The 17443-nt window shown below is 39.0% G+C and carries 14 protein-coding genes; 6 read left to right on the top strand and 8 right to left on the bottom strand.

The genetic code is table 11. The features are described 5' to 3' along the window. Positions 1-10: 10 nt before the first annotated feature. The 3 genes from ACTHN6_RS11940 (at position 11) to ACTHN6_RS11930 (ending at position 4349) form a co-directional block, all read left to right on the top strand. Positions 11-1369 (top strand): alkaline phosphatase family protein, encoded by a 1359-nt coding sequence (locus ACTHN6_RS11940; RefSeq protein WP_440435990.1) that lies wholly within the window; start codon positions 11-13, stop codon positions 1367-1369. 78 nt (positions 1370-1447) lie between these two features. After that, positions 1448-1861 carry a response regulator gene (locus tag ACTHN6_RS11935; RefSeq protein ID WP_440435989.1) on the top strand — a complete coding sequence of 138 codons (414 nt, stop codon included), beginning with the start codon at positions 1448-1450 and terminating at the stop codon, positions 1859-1861. Further along, complete coding sequence (locus tag ACTHN6_RS11930) at positions 1833-4349, top strand: PAS domain-containing sensor histidine kinase (protein ID WP_440435988.1); 2517 nt, start codon at positions 1833-1835, stop codon at positions 4347-4349. The genes ACTHN6_RS11935 and ACTHN6_RS11930 overlap by 29 nt, the downstream gene beginning before the upstream one ends. A gap of 36 nt (positions 4350-4385) precedes the next feature. Here ACTHN6_RS11930 and ACTHN6_RS11925 read toward each other — a convergent pair whose 3' ends face one another. Beyond that, the gene (locus tag ACTHN6_RS11925; protein WP_440435987.1) at positions 4386-5342 is read right to left on the bottom strand and encodes a nitrilase family protein; all 957 of its coding nucleotides are present in this window, start codon (positions 5340-5342) and stop codon (positions 4386-4388) included. A 187-nt stretch (positions 5343-5529) separates the two neighbouring features. On the opposite strand from ACTHN6_RS11925, the gene ACTHN6_RS11920 reads away from it, so the two are divergent. Both ACTHN6_RS11920 and ACTHN6_RS11915 read left to right on the top strand, forming a co-directional pair. Further along, complete coding sequence (locus ACTHN6_RS11920) at positions 5530-6324, top strand: methyltransferase domain-containing protein (protein ID WP_440435986.1); 795 nt, start codon at positions 5530-5532, stop codon at positions 6322-6324. A 63-nt stretch (positions 6325-6387) separates the two neighbouring features. Next, on the top strand, positions 6388-6819 hold the full coding sequence (locus ACTHN6_RS11915) for a GNAT family N-acetyltransferase (protein ID WP_440435985.1): 432 nt from the start codon (positions 6388-6390) through the stop codon (positions 6817-6819). Between the two features lie 3 nt (positions 6820-6822). Here ACTHN6_RS11915 and ACTHN6_RS11910 read toward each other — a convergent pair whose 3' ends face one another. Beyond that, positions 6823-7608, bottom strand: coding sequence for an SDR family oxidoreductase (locus ACTHN6_RS11910; protein ID WP_440435984.1), 786 nt, complete (start codon positions 7606-7608; stop codon positions 6823-6825). Positions 7609-7822: 214 nt separating this feature from the next. Further along, positions 7823-8620, bottom strand: coding sequence for a helix-turn-helix domain-containing protein (locus ACTHN6_RS11905; RefSeq protein ID WP_440435983.1), 798 nt, complete (start codon positions 8618-8620; stop codon positions 7823-7825). Between the two features lie 241 nt (positions 8621-8861). On the opposite strand from ACTHN6_RS11905, the gene ACTHN6_RS11900 reads away from it, so the two are divergent. After that, a complete protein-coding gene (locus ACTHN6_RS11900; protein WP_440435982.1) occupies positions 8862-9359 on the top strand; it encodes a cytochrome P460 family protein in 498 nt (165 codons plus the stop codon). Positions 9360-9829: 470 nt separating this feature from the next. Here ACTHN6_RS11900 and ACTHN6_RS11895 read toward each other — a convergent pair whose 3' ends face one another. From ACTHN6_RS11895 to ACTHN6_RS11875, 5 genes are all read right to left on the bottom strand, one after another. Beyond that, positions 9830-10108 (bottom strand): hypothetical protein, encoded by a 279-nt coding sequence (locus ACTHN6_RS11895; RefSeq protein WP_440435981.1) that lies wholly within the window; start codon positions 10106-10108, stop codon positions 9830-9832. Between the two features lie 127 nt (positions 10109-10235). After that, positions 10236-12698: an ABC transporter permease gene (locus ACTHN6_RS11890; RefSeq protein WP_440435980.1), complete on the bottom strand. Its 2463-nt coding sequence runs from the start codon at positions 12696-12698 to the stop codon at positions 10236-10238. Between the two features lie 454 nt (positions 12699-13152). Next, positions 13153-14439, bottom strand: coding sequence for a TolC family protein (locus ACTHN6_RS11885; RefSeq protein ID WP_440435979.1), 1287 nt, complete (start codon positions 14437-14439; stop codon positions 13153-13155). Positions 14440-14647: 208 nt separating this feature from the next. Further along, complete coding sequence (locus ACTHN6_RS11880) at positions 14648-16222, bottom strand: DHA2 family efflux MFS transporter permease subunit (RefSeq protein ID WP_440435978.1); 1575 nt, start codon at positions 16220-16222, stop codon at positions 14648-14650. Between the two features lie 159 nt (positions 16223-16381). Beyond that, entirely contained in the window at positions 16382-17428 is a 1047-nt protein-coding gene (locus ACTHN6_RS11875; RefSeq protein ID WP_440435977.1) for an HlyD family secretion protein, read from the bottom strand. Positions 17429-17443 lie beyond the last annotated feature (15 nt).

Raw genomic sequence — 17443 nt, 5'->3', positions numbered from 1 at the left:
TGAAATCAGCATGCATAAAACAGTTGTTATAGATGTTGTGGGTTTATCATCCAATCTTATCGGAGAGCATACGCCTTTCATAAAAAACTTTACAACGCTGCATGGTTTGCAAACCGTGAAGCCTGTATTGCCTGCGGTAACTACTTCCGTTCAATCTACATATATTACAGGTAAATGGCCTTCAGAAACCGGTATTGTTGGTAACGGATGGTACGATAAAACAGATTGCGAAGTAAAATTCTGGAAGCAATCCAACAAGCTGGTGCAGGGAGAAAAAATATGGGAACGCGCAAAAAAAATTGACCCTTCCTTCACCACTTCCAAAATGTTTTGGTGGTACAACATGTACAGCAGCGCAGATTATGCTGTAACGCCGCGCCCTAATTATCTTGCAGACGGAAGAAAAATGCCCGATTGTTATTCTTACCCTGCAGGCCTTCGGGATGAACTGCAACAGGCACTTGGACAATTTCCCTTATTCAAATTCTGGGGGCCGGGTGCAGATATTACTTCAACGCAATGGATAGCAGATGCCACTTTATTTACAGATAAAAATTATGATCCCACACTAACCTTAATTTATTTACCGCATCTTGATTATTGCCTGCAGAAATATGGTGATGACCTTTCGAAAATCAGCACACATTTAAAAGAGATTGATGATGTGGTAAAACAACTGGTTGAGCATTATGAAGCATCAGGTGCTAGAATCATTTTACTTTCTGAATATGGCATAATGCCGGTTAACAATCCAATTCACATTAACAGGCTTTTGCGCAAGGAAGGATTATTAGGCATACGTGTTGAACGCGGCCTGGAATTGCTGGATGCAGGCGCTTCAAGGGCTTTTGCTGTAGCCGATCACCAGGTGGCGCATATTTATATAAATGATACTTCCGTATTGTCAAAGGTTCGTTCGCTTGTATCAAATATTCCTGGTGTTGCGCTTGTGCTTGATAAGGAGCAGCAGCAGGCATATCATATCAATCATGAACGTTCCGGCGATCTTGTACTGGTGGCTGATACCAATAGCTGGTTTACGTATTATTTCTGGCTGGATGATGCTGTGGCCCCGGATTATGCAAGAGTGGTTGATATACATAAAAAGCCAGGCTACGATCCTGTGGAATTGTTTATGACTTCGAAAGCGAGGGCAGGTTATAAATTGTTGCGCAAAAAACTTGGGTTTCGTTATGTAATGGATGTTATCCCGCTGGATGCAACGTTGGTAAAAGGTTCGCATGGAAGCATTTTTGCAGATCAAAAATACCATGCCGTTTTTTGCAGTAACCATAATAAGGCTGAAACGCCGGCTGATGCCGTGGGGGTATATCAATATATCTGGAACTGCTTGGCGGAAGATCAATAGATTTTATCATAGACAATAAATCATACATTAAAGATTTAAACCGAATTATTTAAATTCGTTTACCTATTTACTGATTCTATGGTACAAGCTCCTACCTTATTGCTTATTGATGATGACGCTGACGACCAGGAAATATTTTCAATCGCCCTTCAGAATATAAATTCCTTAATCAGGTTTGTTATTTCAGATAATTGCAAAGACGCACTGGAAAAGCTTTCAAAAGATAAGATGTTTAAACCTGATTTTATTTTTCTTGATTTAAATATGCCCGGCATGAGTGGCAGCCAATGTCTTACAGAAATAAAAAAACAAAACCGCTTTAAACACGTTCCGGTTATTATTTACACTACCAGCAGCGGGCAGCGCGATAAGGACGAAACAAAAAAACTTGGCGCAGATTATTTTCTTACCAAGCCAACGGATATAAATAAACTGATTACAATACTTAAAAAAATTTTATCAGGTGAAGAAAAGTTTGTCGAAACGCAGTGAAAGGACTGATGAAAAAAAAAGTACCGGTTTTGTTGCGACAGGAAATTCAAAAACAAATAGCTTAAAGAAGACGGCTGATGATTACCCGGCAAAGCCATTACCTTTATTTGATGAAGATGGGAAGGTAAAAAACGCTATCAATATTTCCCAGGATACAACCAATATCAAGCAGGCAGAAATAGCGCTGCTTGAAAGCAACGAACGTTATAAAAATCTCATTGCCTGCCTGCCTGTGGCCTTTTATACAACAGATGAGCAGGGCATAATTACTTTATATAATGAGGCAGCTGCAAAACTTTGGGCGCGTCATCCGCAAATCGGGAAAGATAAGTGGTGCGGTTCATGGAAAATATTTGAAGCCGATGGCGTTACTGAGGTGCCGCTTGATAAATGCCCGATGGCTGTTTGCTTAAAAGAAAAAAGAAAGGTGATTGCCGACACCCATTTCATTGTAGAACGGCCTGATGGTACACGACGGTCTTTTATTCCGTTTGCAGAGCCCATTTACGATGCAAACTGGAAAGTGACAGGGGCAGTTAATACGCTTATTGATGTTACAGAATCTAAAAGAGCGGAAATCGCCAATGCGAAGCTTGCTGCTATCGTGCAATTTTCGGAAGATGCTATTGTCAGCAAAACCACAAAAGGCATTGTTACCAGCTGGAATCCCAGCGCGCAAAAATTATTTGGTTATACGGCTGAAGAAATGATAGGGCAGCCTATTACAAAAATAATTCCTGCAGACCGGATTCATGAGGAATCAATGATACTTGCTAAAATCAAACGTGGTGAAATCGTGGATCATTTTGAAACAAAACGGCTTACCAAGAATGGCAACCAGTTAGATATCTCTCTTACTATTTCGCCCATAAAAAACAGTGAAGGAAAAATTATAGGCGCATCAAAAATTGCCCGCGACATTACAGACTATACGAAGGTCCGTAAACAAATTGAAGAAAGTGAAAAGCGGCTACGCCTGGTTATTGAGGCAGGCGCTATGGGTACTTTTGACTGGAATATTGAAGAAGATGAATTTATTTATTCCGAAAGGTTTGCGCACATTTTTGGATACGATAACGCAGAAAACCTTACCCGGCAAAGTTTTGTTGATGCTATTCATCCTGACGATTTGCCTGTAAGAATAAAAGCGCATGAAGAAGCTTTTATTACAGGTAATTTATTTTATGAAGTGAGGGTTATATGGCAGGACAAATCTTTACACTGGGTTAAAACCGAAGGTAAGCTTGTGTTTGAAAATAATGCGCCGGTGAGAATGTACGGGACTGCCCTGGACATTACGGAGCAAAAAACGTATGCCGATAAACTGGAAAAAGAAGTAAAAGAAAGGACTGCTGAACTCACCGCTCTCAATACTTCATTTGAAAAAGCGGAAGTAATTGGCAAGATGGGAAATTATACCTGGAACCTCGTAACCAACAAAGTTACCTGGAGTAAAAATATGTATGCGGTTTATGGAGTTGATTCAAAAACATTTGAACCGGTCTTGGAAAATATTTTAAAGCTGATTCATCCGGACGATTTGAAACATGTGCGTAGGAATATGGAAGAGGGAATAAAAACCGGAGTATTGTATCCGGTGAATTACCGCATTATTGCCAATGGAAAAATAAAAGATATTGCCGGTTCGGGCAGCCTGGGTACAAACGATCGGGGTGAAAAGATTATGATCGGCCTTGTGCAGGATATTACGGAAAAAAGGAAGAACGAAATTTTAATAATCGAAGCCAATAAAGAACTGGCTGAAAAAAATGCAGCGCTTGAAAAAACCAACAGGGAACTGGAACAATTTGCACGCATAGCCAGCCATGATTTACAGGAACCGTTGCGGAAAATTCAAACGTTCAGCAATATGCTTAAAGGAAAAGTGGGCAATAGAGCGGTAATAGAAAGCTATCTTGAAAGAATAAGTGTTTCTGCCGAGCGCATGCAAACATTAGTCAGGGATGTGCTGAATTATTCCCGAACATCGCATTTGGAGGAAAAATTCGAAGCGGTTGATTTAAATAACATCATCGCAAATGCTAAACACGATTTTGAATTATTAATCGAAGAAAAGCATGCAGTAATTAAATATAAAAATTTGCCAACCGTTAAAGGAATCCCGCTGTTATTCTCTCAACTTTTTTCAAACCTCATCAGCAATGCATTAAAATTCTCCAGTAAAAAACCTGTTATACAAATTAGTTCTTCCAAAGCCACTGATGCAGAAGTAAGGCAGCATTTACAGCTTGATTCGCAAAAGAAATATCATCACATTGTTTTTAAAGATAACGGTATTGGCTTTGAAGAAGAATATGCTGAACAAATTTTCGCTATTTTTCAACGGCTGCATGGCAGGCAGGATTATTCAGGCACAGGCATTGGCCTGGCACTTGTAAAAAAAATAGTGGAAAAACATGAGGGTATTATTACCGCCACAGGCAAACCAAATAAAGGCGCAAGATTTGATATTTATTTGCCTGCATAATTAAGGGTGAAATTTTCCCTCGCCTGTTATTGCGTATTATTGTAGATCAGCGTTAAGCCAAACCACTTTTTGCTCCGGGTTATGATCTTTGCCAATGATATCTTTATACAGTTCAGGCCTTCTTGCTTTTATATACCTGTAGCCGCCGGCACGGGTGAGTTTTTCAGCAGAAATGGTGGCGGTTACAAAACTGTCTTCAAATGAACGGCATTCTGCAATCACGTCGCCAAAAGGATCAATAATCATCGAGCAGCCATTCTTTAACTGGTCGTCATCCATTCCAATGGGATTTGAAAATATGGCGTATACTGCATTATCGTAAGCCCGTGCGGGCAGCCACTTCATAAGCCAGGCCCTGCCTTTCATTCCATCAAATTCCAATCGTAATGATGTAGGATCATTGTCGCGATTTTTCCAAAGCTCAGGATCAACAAAACCTGCGCCCGGCCGCGTTGATGGCGTGCACATGGTTACGTGCGGCATGAAAATAATGTCTGCTCCCAAAAGTTTTGTAGCACGAACGTTTTCAATAATGTTATTATCATAGCAAATTAATATGCCGCATCTCCACCCGTTAATTTCAAAAACGCAGTAGCTGTCGCCCGCTTTTAAATATGGATTTATAAACGGGTGCAGTTTCCTGAATTTGGCCACCAAACCATTCTTATCTACACAAACATAGGTGTTGAATAAATTTTCATGCTCATCTTTCTCAAACAATCCTGCCAGGATAGTAATGTTGTTATGTTTCGCTATTTCCGTAAGCCTTAAAATGCTTTCGCCGGCTGGAATAAACTCTGCCATATGAAGCATTTGCTCTTTTGAAAGATGGCTGGCAAAAGTATAACCGCTAATGCAACATTCATGAAAACTTATAACCTGTGAACCTTCCGCTGCTGCTTTTTGTGTAAGCGATTCAATAACGGAAAGGTTATATGCTTTATCATTACTCCTGTTCTCAAATTGTGCTGTTGATACCCGGATATTGTTCATATTATAAAGCTGTAGGCAACGAATGTATGCAATGTTGACCTTTCGCACAATGTTGAAACAAGCCTGCGTTTATTTTACATAGTTATACCTGGTTTAATAACAGGATAATTATTCATTGTTTGATCGCTTCCGGTTTGTACAATTTGAACTGCTTGCACTAAAATAAGTTTGCGTTAAAGTAATTAACGTGAATGCTGATCATAATTTTTGTTGCCCATATTGTAAAAAACCATTGCTGTTACATAGTGATGGTAATGCGCTGGTCTGCGTAAAATGCCTTCGCAAATTTCCCATTAAAGATGATATACCAGATTTTCTTTTTGATTACGCGGGCAACAATGACAATCCTTTTTTACATGGCTTTGGTAAACTTTTGGCGCCTATTTATGAAAGCCCGTTTTGGTACAATCTCATGATGAAACTTATTGGGGGAAGTAAAGCACCTTCTTTAAAAGTAATTGTAAAAAATGTGGTTGAGAAAATGTCTCTGACACAGGGTTACATTCTTGATGTTGCAACAGGAACTGCAACTTATGGCAGGCATGTTGCCGGTGACTCTCGGAAAGTATATGGAGTTGACATTTCATTTGAAATGCTGAACAAGGGGAAAAAATATATAAAGAAAGAGAAAAGAAAAAATATACAATTGGCAAGATGTGATGCAATGGAGTTGCCATTTGCTGCAAATTTTTTTGATGGCTGCCTGTTCCTTGGAAGCCTGCATATCTTCAACAATACAGAAGGCATCCTGGCTGAAGTAAACAAGGTGTTGAAGCCCGGGGCATTGATGATTGTAACCACATTGGTAAGAGGCGACAAAGGCATATTAAAAAACGCAAAGTCAAAACCTCACCAAAAAATATTTGAGATATCCTATTTGGAATTTGTTACAAAAAGGGCTGGCTTTGATTCATTCCAATACCAGGCATTTGGCTGCCTGATTATGTTTACAGTGAAAAAGCAGCGCCTTATAGCCGATTAAAAAATTTGAAGATAACGTACCAGGTACAACGTGAACAATGAACATAAAGCCATTAAAAAACCAATGAAAGAACAAATTAAATTAGCAACAAAAAGCGACATATATAAAATTCTCCCGGCATTGCTTGAACTGAGGCCTCATCGAAACGAAACAGAACTTCGGGAGCTTTTACAAGACGCATTCGGCGAAGGATACCAGGTAATTTATATAGGTAACGACAATGTAGCTTATGCAATGCTTGGGTTCAGGATTTTGCATTTCACATTTTCTGGAAAAGCATTGAGGGTAGATGACCTGGCAACCCTTTCAAATCATCGAAAAAAAGGTTATGCTTCAAAACTGTTTATTTGGATTAAGAAATACGCCAAAGAACAGAACTGTGATCACATCGCGCTTGACTCAGGTTTTTCAAGACATGATGCTCATCGTTTTTATTTGAATCAAGGTTTGTTTATTGAGTCTCTTCATTTTGGAAGAAAGGTTTCCGAATGCTAAAATTTATTCGTAGTTGTGTTGTAAAAAGTCTTCCCAGGTAATTTTTCCAAAGCTGTTGTTGGGACAAAGATTGATGCGTGAGCGGAATAAATTATGGCGTACATTATCTGTGGGTATAAATTTCAATTCGCGGTTATCACCCATTCTTTGAAAAAAACTATCTGTTAAACTGCTAAATGAACGCACTTCAGGCCCGCCAACGTCCGGGTACAATCCTTTCGGATGATTGAGTGCCAGCGTTGCTGCTAATTCAGCTACTTCGAGCGCATCAATTGGTTGGAAATACATGCCATCAGGTAGATTAATCATTGATTTTTCAGCAGCATTTTCGTGCAAAATTTGTTGTATAAGATTGATGATAAAGCTATGAAATTGTGTGGCTCTTAAAATAGTGTAAGGAAGATGCGAGCCCGCTATTAATTGTTCAACTTTTGATTTCGCAACATAATAAGAATAATCGCTACGGTCCATGCCAACAATGGAGATGTAAAGAAAGTGTTTGATATTCTTCCTTTCGAGTGTATTTAAAAGATTTTTAGTGCCGCGTATATCCACATTGTCAAAATCCCTGGGGTTGCTTGCGCAATGAATTATCGTGTCAACATTTTTTACTGCTGTCTCAAGATTGCTATTCCCTGCCAGGTCACCTTGCAGGTATTCAACAGAATTTTCTGTTTGATGAACGTGCTTTGTGGTTAAAATCCTTACTGGATATTCTTTTTTGTTTAATGACTGTACTATTAAATTTCCCAGGTGTCCTGTGCCCCCGGTGACCAAAATTCTGTTCATACAATATGCTATATTATCGAGATTGATTTTTTATCCTTTCAACCCTATCCTGTCTTCATTAGCAACAGGAGACAGTCAAAGATACAATTACAAGATGCAGGCAATACTTCTGATTTATACAATAACATATATCTCTATGCTGTTAATTTGTTTGCGTAACTAATTTAAATTGATTGAGGTGAAACCCATGAGTCGTTCATGAAACAAACTAACCTTAAGCCGGCATAAAAAATTCTGTGGGTGTCATGCCAGAATAGCGTTTAAATTCCCTGATAAAATGTGCCTGGTCGTAGTAGTAATCCAAATAAATTTTATCATCCATTATCCGATCCTTCTCAATGCTGATATGTGCAAGTAAAGTTTTGAAACGTACAATTGAAGCGTATAATTTCGGGCTGAAACCAAGTTGTTGTTTGAATTTCATATTGAGCCACCTGCTGCTGTACCCGGTGTTTTTTTCCAACTCTTTAATGGTGATATTCCCAAACTTACCTTGTATTTGTTTCACACAATAGTCAAAAATCACATCATCTTTGGAAGCAAAAAATGCTTTTTGAAAATAATGCTGCAAATGAAAAATTTTGCGATCTACATTAGGTTCATTTATGAGAACTTCTTCCAGCTCTCGTATGAATTTTCCGTTACAGTCTTTCAAAACACAAAAACTATTCACATGTTCCCGCTGATCTGCTTTTAGTAAACGATATGCGCCTAAAGGGCTTAGTTCAATGACCAGTAGCCGGGTGAATTTTTTTTCCAGACCGGCAATTTGAAATGGACGTTCAAACATGCCCACATAAGTAAGTTGTCCTTCCCTGGCAAGGAATCTTTCAAGCCCATACTGCCCGGAAACTGAGTTTTCTAAAGGCAAAGTGAGTTTAACGGTTCCATTTGGTTCAATGCTGTTCATGCCATTTCCAAAAATGTTGTCTTCATTTTCAACCAGGAAAATACCTTTCACATATTCCCGGATTGCCGGCAGAACATTAAACTTTTGAATGGACGTACTCATAAAAAATTATGGACGAAGATGTTTTCGCATACAAAAATAAGGTGCAATCTTATTGCATTGCCATGCCTCCATATCAGTACAGGAACAAACCTTATTTAAATAAAAAAAGTTCATACTTCCGATTTGTACAATACAGTGATATCTCGGGCTTTTAAGTTTGTTGTCAATAATTATTGAATGAAATCTTACTGATTAAGCATTCATCCATGTTTTAAATAAATAACTCTCTTAAAAAAGACTTATGGTAAAGCACAGAAAAAAGTTTGCACTTATCACGATTTGTTTTGTTTGTTGTTCCTTTATTTCCCTCAATTATTTTACATCGCAGGACAATGCAGTGCCATATCCTGAAGGCTATCGTGAATGGGCGCATGTAAAAACAGCAGTTGTTGAGCCGGGAAATGCTGCCTTTGACCATTTTGGTGGTTTTCATCATATCTATGCAAATAAATTGGCGATGGAGGGGTATAAGACAGCCAATTTTGCCGACGGATCTGTTATTGTTTTTGACGTCCTCGAAGCAATTGACACTACTAAATTATTACTGGAAGGAAGAAGAAGGCAATTGGACGTAATGGTGCGAAATACCGATCGTTATGCATCAACAGGCGGATGGGGTTTTGAAGAATTTCGTGGTGATAGTAAAACAGAACGAACAGTGATGAATGCTGCATCAACAACTTGTTACTCCTGCCATTCCAGGAAAGCATCGTTGGTATTTAGTGAGTGGCGTCGATAGCAATTAAAACATAGTCAAAGTATCATGATATTTTTTACACAGCTCATTTACATCAGGAATGGGCAGGAAGATGTTTTCAGCCAATTGAGGCTATCGCTATCCCGCTTATCTCAAAACACAACGGACATCTTTTGCTGCGTGTGCGGCCAGATGATGCATCTTACATAGCTTGCAATATGGAGAAGCCTTACGAAATACATTTTGGTAGTTTCAATTCCGAAGATGATTTGGATAATTTTCTTAAGGATGAAGAACGACAAAAATTTATTCATCTTAAAAGGCGATCTATAAAAAGCTCTTTGATTATATATGGAAAACAATTGTGAGCGATTCTTTGTGCAGCATAAATCTTGATGAAACATAATTTAGCGCCTACAACATCGGTTTTACCAAAAGAACTTCTGCGGCGGGTTTACTCAGTAAAATAGAATTAGGATTCAAAAAATTACCACTCGTTTCTGCTGTCATTTTTAGCATGAAGATGTTTGTGAAATTTTTTCAACATGCATTCCCTGCTGTGAGAACTTATTGCCATTAAAGTCAAGAATGTATTTACTGGTTTCCATGGCAAGAGACACATACTTGAATAAATTATCATAATTCAATCCAAGCTCGCCCGTCAGCCGAATGGGAAAATGATTATTGTAGCTGGCTAGGTATGCCCGCCATTCGTAATCTCTTTGCAACCTGGCAATGGTGTTATAGTTGCTGTTGTACGTTATCAAAAAAGAATTCCATCCAAAATCCATGAATCAATCAGCATTGCGATAGCCATGCCGATGGCAAGCCCCGGGATGTTATAAAGGATGAAACTAATTTTTAAATATTGTTTTTGTTTGCGCTAATAGTTATCAGTCATTAGCTTGTTGGCTAATGTTATTCCGTTCTCAAACTCTTTACAGGGTTTGCCAATGCAGCTTTTATTGCCTGGAAACTTATTGTTGCCAAAGCAATGATTATTGCAGCCATTCCGCTTGCAAAAAATATTACCCAGCTTACATCAATGCGATAAGCATAATCCTGCAACCATTGATGCATATAATACCAGGCAACCGGTGTGGCAATGGCAAAGGCAATCACAATAAGTATGATGAATTCTTTTGAGAAGAGATAAACAATGTTTGCTGAAGTTGCACCCAGCACTTTGCGGATGCCAACTTCTTTAATTCTTTGCGCCGCCATAAAAGAAGCTAAGCCATACAATCCAAGACAGCTAAGGAATATAGCGATGGCAGCAAAAATTTTATACAACTGCGACAACTGGTTTTCCTGTTTGTAAAAACCTGCAATCTTATCGTCCAGGAACTTGTATTCATAAACATAATCAGGAAATGTTTGCTGCCATATTTTTTTAATGGATTGCATGGTTGAAGAAATGTTTGCAGCGGTCAATTTTATTGAAGCCTGCCGGTACATTGTACTGTTTGTGGTAATAAGCAATGGAGCAACACTCTGGCGTAAAGACCTGTCATTAAAATCTTTCACAACGCCAACAACCGGGCATTTTATCACATCACCCCATATACTTACTTCTTTGTTTAATATATCTTCCGGGTTTTTAATTCCCAGGCTTTTTACGAATGATTCATTCACCAAAAATTCTCTTGTCATATCGGAAGGTTGCAAATTTCTCCCGGCTGCCAGTTGCAGTTTATAAACGGGTACATATTCGTTATCGGCAAATTTGGTAATAGCCTGAAAATCTTCATCTTTTACTGCATGATCAAATTTAAGTGTAGTAAACTTATTATTATCATCTTCAACAGGTGTGTTGGAACTAAAGCTTACTGCCTGCACGCCGTTTTCCTGCAATAGCTGTTGCCTCAAATAATCCGTAAGCTTGCTGCCGGTACTATCAGGACGGAAAGGAACATTCACAATTGCATCTTTATCGAAACCTAACGGCTGATTCATAAAATAATCCATCTGCTTTACAATAATGAGTGTGCCGATAATGAGCGCCTGTGCAATGATAAATTGAAACACTACCAATCCTCTTCTTAATGAAATGCCTTTAACAGTATTTGCTGTGAGTTTACTCTTTAAAGCATTAACCGGATTGAAACGTGATAACACAATGGAAGGATAAAAACCGGCAAGTGCGGTTACAGCAATTGTTACAATTAAAAGAAATAAAATAATTGCAGGGTTGCTGAATATGTTGAATGAAAGCGAAAGTTCTAACAATTGATTCAGATATGGCAATGCAAGTACTGTAATAACTGCTGCCAGTATTACAGCACTTGTAACTATGAGGAATGTTTCAACAATGAACTGAACCTGCAGTTGCGATTTATTACTGCCCAGTACTTTTCTTACACCAACTTCTTTTGCACGGTTAATGGCCTGTGCAGTGGAGAGGTTGATGAAATTTACGCAGGCTATTAAAAGAATAAATGCTGCAATCAGCCACAATACATTCAACAGTTCATGACTGATTGTTTGGTTACTGTAATTGCCTGCTTGTGCATCATAGTGTATCGCACTTAATGGTTGTATGATATTGCTATTCTTATTATCCTGCGGTAATACCTTTCTTGAATATGCCCGCAATTGCTGATTAAAATTGTCAACAGAAATATGCGGCGGCAATAAAACATAACAACCAAAATCAGCCGATGTTCCATTCCAGTCAGGCTGTGCAAATCCATATTGTTTATCACCTGTAAAATCGGTTCCCCAGGCAATAACCAGCTTAAGCTGAAAGTCTGTATTGGCTGGTATGGTTGCAAGTATGCCCGAAACTTTCAGGGCCACCGGCGGAGACTGAAATAATCCTGCACCGATGCTGTATGTTCCGGTTAATTTAATGGTTTTGCCAATTGCTATTTTCCAATCGCCGAAATATGTTTCTGCAATTTCTTTTGTAAGCAATACATTGTTCGGGTCTTTTAATGATTCATACGAACCTGCGAGCAACGGGAAATCAAACATTTTAAAGAATGATGGCGCTGTATAAAACACACCGCTCTGCTCCTTAAAATTTTTTACAGGTGTTCCATTGTCATCAAGCGGCTGCAGCTCATCGTTGTGGCTTGCATAAACCGGGGCAATTTGCTCTATTTGGGGGAACGTCGCTTTCAATCCTTCAGGCATTGGAAACGGAACGTTTTTCGTGTAGGAAACAGTTGCCGCATCTGCATGATGCGCCTCCGTTAATACACGATAGATGCGATCTTTCTTTGAGTGAAACTCATCGAAACTTGTTTGATATTGAATGATCATAAAGATCATCATACAAACAGCAATGCCAACAGCCAGGCCGGCAATGTTGATAATAGTGTAATTCCTGTTGCGGATTAAACTTCTGAATGCAGTTTTAAAATAATTACGAAGCATTGTTTGAACCTGGATTTATATGATTAATGGATTTACATGAATTTATCATTTAAGCACACTTGTCCGGCAAAAAATCACAATGTCAATGCCAATGCCTAAGTGATTGTTTTTGAAATGTTTAAGAGAGAGCCGCTATATGTAATGTACGATAGCGGACATTTTTTGTGCGCACATGAACGCAGGCGATCTCTCAGTTGCATGGATGACCCAGGTAAAACAAGATGATTTTGAAATCCTCTTCGAAATAACGAATGCCTATGGCTATTTTTTGCCATAGCATGCTTACGATTATTTAAAGTATTTATTGCCGTTTATAAATGCAGCAGTTCAAAATATGGGATTCTTAAAATTCAATGCATGCATATTGTTCATGTTTGCAGAAAACATCATACAAAAAAGGAGGTTCTCTTTAACAGGAACCTCCTTAACATCTTTACATTTTTCTTTCAACTTACTACCAATACTTATATCCTGTAACCCTTGCATATTCCACTTTTGCCAAAGCCAGTTGATATTCATAACGCAGCTCGGTTAATAAAGCGCGTTGCAAATTCACGGCAGCATCTGTAATGTCTGTGTTCAAACCAATACCATTCAAATAACGGCTGGATGCAATCTGCACAGCGGCTTCAGCATTTTCAATCTGGCTTTTCATGTTCTTTAATTTTTCTGCATTGGTTTGAATATCCGTCAACGCCTGCTGAATGTTTTGCTGATATTCATTGTTCAGGCTTTCCTGGGCCAACTGGTTTTGTTTTATCTGCGCTTCTGCAACAGCAATTTGCTTTTTCGTTTTGGCATCAAACAGCGGCACCTTTAAACTTACACCGCCGGCATAATTAAAACGGGCTTCATTTACATTAGGCACATAACCATTCTTTACGCCTGCTGAACCATTTAATGTAATACTGGGTTTATCTGTTTGCCTCACTACTTTCAAATCAGCTTTGGCCTGTTCAATTTTATCCTGTGCCAGCAAAAAATCAGGCGCTGATGTGGATGCTGTTGTAAAAGCATCCTGCGGTGCTTGAACGGGTAAATTAAAATCGAAACCATTGTTGGCGATATTGGTATTGCCCGTTGTGTATTGCAGCAATGTAATTTGTTTTTGCAGGTTGTTTAAAAGGTCTTCTCTTAAATTAATTTCATTATCCACCTGCGACTGAAGGTTTAATACATCAAGCTTAATGGCATCGCCATTTTTTAATTTGTTTTCTGCGATGGTTTTATTGGCGTTCAGGTAATTTAAAACACTGTCTTCAACAGCAATAGCCTTCCTGAAATAAATAATGTTGTAATAAATAGCGGCTACCTGGCTTGCCAGTTGTGTTTGTACATTGCTTACATTATCTGTAGCATATTTAAGATCGGTTTTCGATTTATCAACATTGGCTTTCAGTCTTCCAAAATCAAGCAGCATATATTGTGCGCCCACATTTGCATTGAAATTATGCACAGGCGCAAACTGGAAATTTTGTTTTTCCCCATTCACTTCAAGTGGTAAAGTAATTTTGGGCTGCACATACTCATAACTGCCGTTCAGGTCAACTGTTGGCAGGTTTGTTTTAGCCGCAGCAATGCGCTTTTGTGCAATATTAATTTGGTTTTGCGCTTCCTGCACTTTTGGATAATAAGTGAATGACTGGTTGATAATACTTTTCAATTCACTGTTTACGGGTGTTTGTGCATTGGCTATTACCGAAGCATACAACAATGTGAATGTTATTAAATGCTTTTTCATTTGTATATTTTTTGTTGTTTCAATGGTCTCATGGAACGCCTTAATATACATTCCACTTGTAAAAAGAATTTTATACCGGCGTTTCATTCGTATATTTTTTTTCAGTTTAAATTTTATAAAGGCCGGCACTTTGTGCATGCCGTGCCTTTTTTATTGCTGCTTAATTTTTTGTGCTTTAATCATGTGTCAGATACATAAACAAAATTCTTTAATGTGCTTCAAGCATTGCTTTTGAAGTACCTCCATTATTAACTGTTTTTTTCTTTGTTCTTAAAAACACCACCAGCGGCAATGCCAGGGCAAAGAATATGGCAATAAGATTGAATGTGTCCAGGTAGGCTAAATAATAAGCCTGCCGGTCAACCTGGTTATTTAAAATTGCCAGGGCACCATGCGCTGCAGATGAACTGTCAATATTCATGTGTGCTGATAGTCCCTGGGTAATAGCCATAATACGTTGTGTGTATTCAGGAGAGCCTGGTGTGAGATTGCCTACCAAACTTGTGCGGTGTAAGGCATAATGGTGTGCCACATAATTATTGGCAATAGCAATACCAAATGCGCCACCCAATTGACGTACCATGTTGTTTAATGCAATGCCAGCCGAGTAATCTTTGGGTTGTAAGCCAACCACAGCCTGGTTTATAAGCGGCAGCATTACCATGGAAAGACCGGCTGAGCGAATAACAAATGGAAAAAAGAAATCCCAGCGGCCGGCATCAGGGCTTATTTTGGCAGTCATAAATGTAAAGGCAGAAAACAATATGAACCCTGTTATCACAAACGGAACGGATGATACGCCTTTACTCATTAATTTACCTATAACAGGCATTAATATCACTGAGATTAAAGATGGCGCTAACAGCGCAAGGCCTGTTTCATAAGCCGTAAAACCCATTACACGCTGTGCAAGCACGGGATAAACAAATACGGAAGTGTACAACCCAAAGCCTACAATAAAAGTAAAGATGGTAGTAAAAATTAGATTGCGGTTGTTTAACACTCTTAGGTTTACTGCGGGCTTTTCAATTCTTAATTCCCGGATGATGAAACTGGTTAAGCCGGCAAATGCTAAAGCGGCGCATATACGGATAGAATTGCTGCTGAACCAATCTTCTGTTTCTCCTCTTTCCAGCACATATTGCAAACACCCTATTCCTGCGGCGAGAAAAAGGATGCCTTTATAATCTATATACATTCCTTTTTTGTGCTCGCCTTCCTTATCCTTCTTATCAATGAATGTGTAGGCAAGGAGTATGGCAATAATACCGATGGGAACATTGATCATAAATATTAAAGGCCAGCTAAAATGTTCTATGATGATTCCGCCGATAGTTGGGCCAAATGTTGGCCCGAGCACCATACCCATGCCGAATAAACCCGATGCAACAGGCCTTTCTTCTTCTGAGAATGCATCAAATAATATTGCCTGCGAAGTGGAAAGTAATGCACCGCCGCCAACACCCTGTATAAAACGCCAGATAATTATTTCAACCAATCCTGTTGACTGGCCGCACATATATGAAGCCAGCGTAAAAATGATCATGGAAGCGAGATAATAATTCTTTCTGCCAAAATATTCTGCCAAAAAACTGGTAAGCGGAATGATGATTACATTGGCAATGGCATAAGAAGTAATTACCCAGCTCATGTCTTCAATGCTTACACCGAGACTTCCCGCCATATCGGTGATAGCAACGTTCACAATAGAGGTATCTACCAGTTCCATTACTGCGGCAGATACAGTCGTAATTACAATTATATATTTAGCGAGCTTTTTCATGAGGTTTATTTTGCCGTGAACGGTAACGTGAATTATTAAACGTCAATCGTGAAACTTTTTCCTGTTGTTAAATGCGTTTACTGTTTTTCATTTCTTTTTGAAATGCCTGCATTCAATCGCGCAATTACATTCATGTTTCACTATTCACGCTTCACGATATTAATTTACTTTAATGCTAACATCAGCGCTCAGGCCTGCCCGCAAAATATTGCTGTAATCGCTCACGTGGTTTATGTTTACCTTAACGGGGATTCGTTGTGTAACCTTAACAAAATTGCCGCTTGCATTATCGGGAGGTAATACAGAGAATCTTGCACCTGTTGCTTCGCTTAAGCTGGCAACATTGCCATGCAGCGTAGAATCAGGATAGGCATCAAGCTCAATTTCTACCGGCATGCCCGGATAAAATTTTCTTATCTGTGTTTCTTTAAAGTTAGCCACCACCCAATAAGTGGTATCGTTTACAATTTGAAATAAAGGAGAACCGGCTTGAACAAACTGCCCCGACACAATATTTAATTTCCCAAGCTTGCCCGATTGCGGTGCATATACTTTGGTATAGGAAATTTTCAACTGCTGTTGCTGTATGGCGGCGGCTTTTATGGCCAGGCCGGCTTTTGCTTTTTCAAGGCCGGCCTGCAAAATAGCAATGCGGCTTTGAGCAGTGGAGAGTTCGCTTTTATTGTTTGCTGTTTGCTGTTTTGCCTGTTCAAGATTAAAGCGGCTGTCATCCAATTGCTTTTTTGTAATAGCCTGGTCGGCATACAATTTTTGATTGCGCTCGTAATCTTCTTCTGCCTGCTGTATTTTAATAGATGAAAGCTTTATATCTCCATGATTGGTGCTTAAGCTAATCTGCGCATTCTTTAAAGCAGCCTGCGCATTTAAAATATCCGCCTGTGCTGCTTCATAATCCGCCTTCATCTGCAATAGTTGCGTTTGAAGGTCGGCATCATCTATTTCAATTAGTAACTGGCCTGCCTTAACTGAATCGTAATCTTTTACAGCGATCATTTTCACATAGCCGCTAACCCTTGGCAACACAGGAGAAATTTGTGTTTCCACCTGTGCGTCATCGGTGCTTTCATGCGTAATGGCATACGATATTTTTGTCCATCCAAATATGCCTGCTGCTATTGCAATGATTGCTATAATTACGTAGCGGACTGGTGATTTCTTTTTCGGTTGCTGTTGTTCCTGCTCCATAAATTCCTGGTTTTT

This window comes from Parafilimonas sp. (genome assembly GCF_051953455.1).
Taxonomy (GTDB): domain Bacteria; phylum Bacteroidota; class Bacteroidia; order Chitinophagales; family Chitinophagaceae; genus Parafilimonas.
This window is presented reverse-complemented; position numbering and strand designations above follow the sequence as displayed.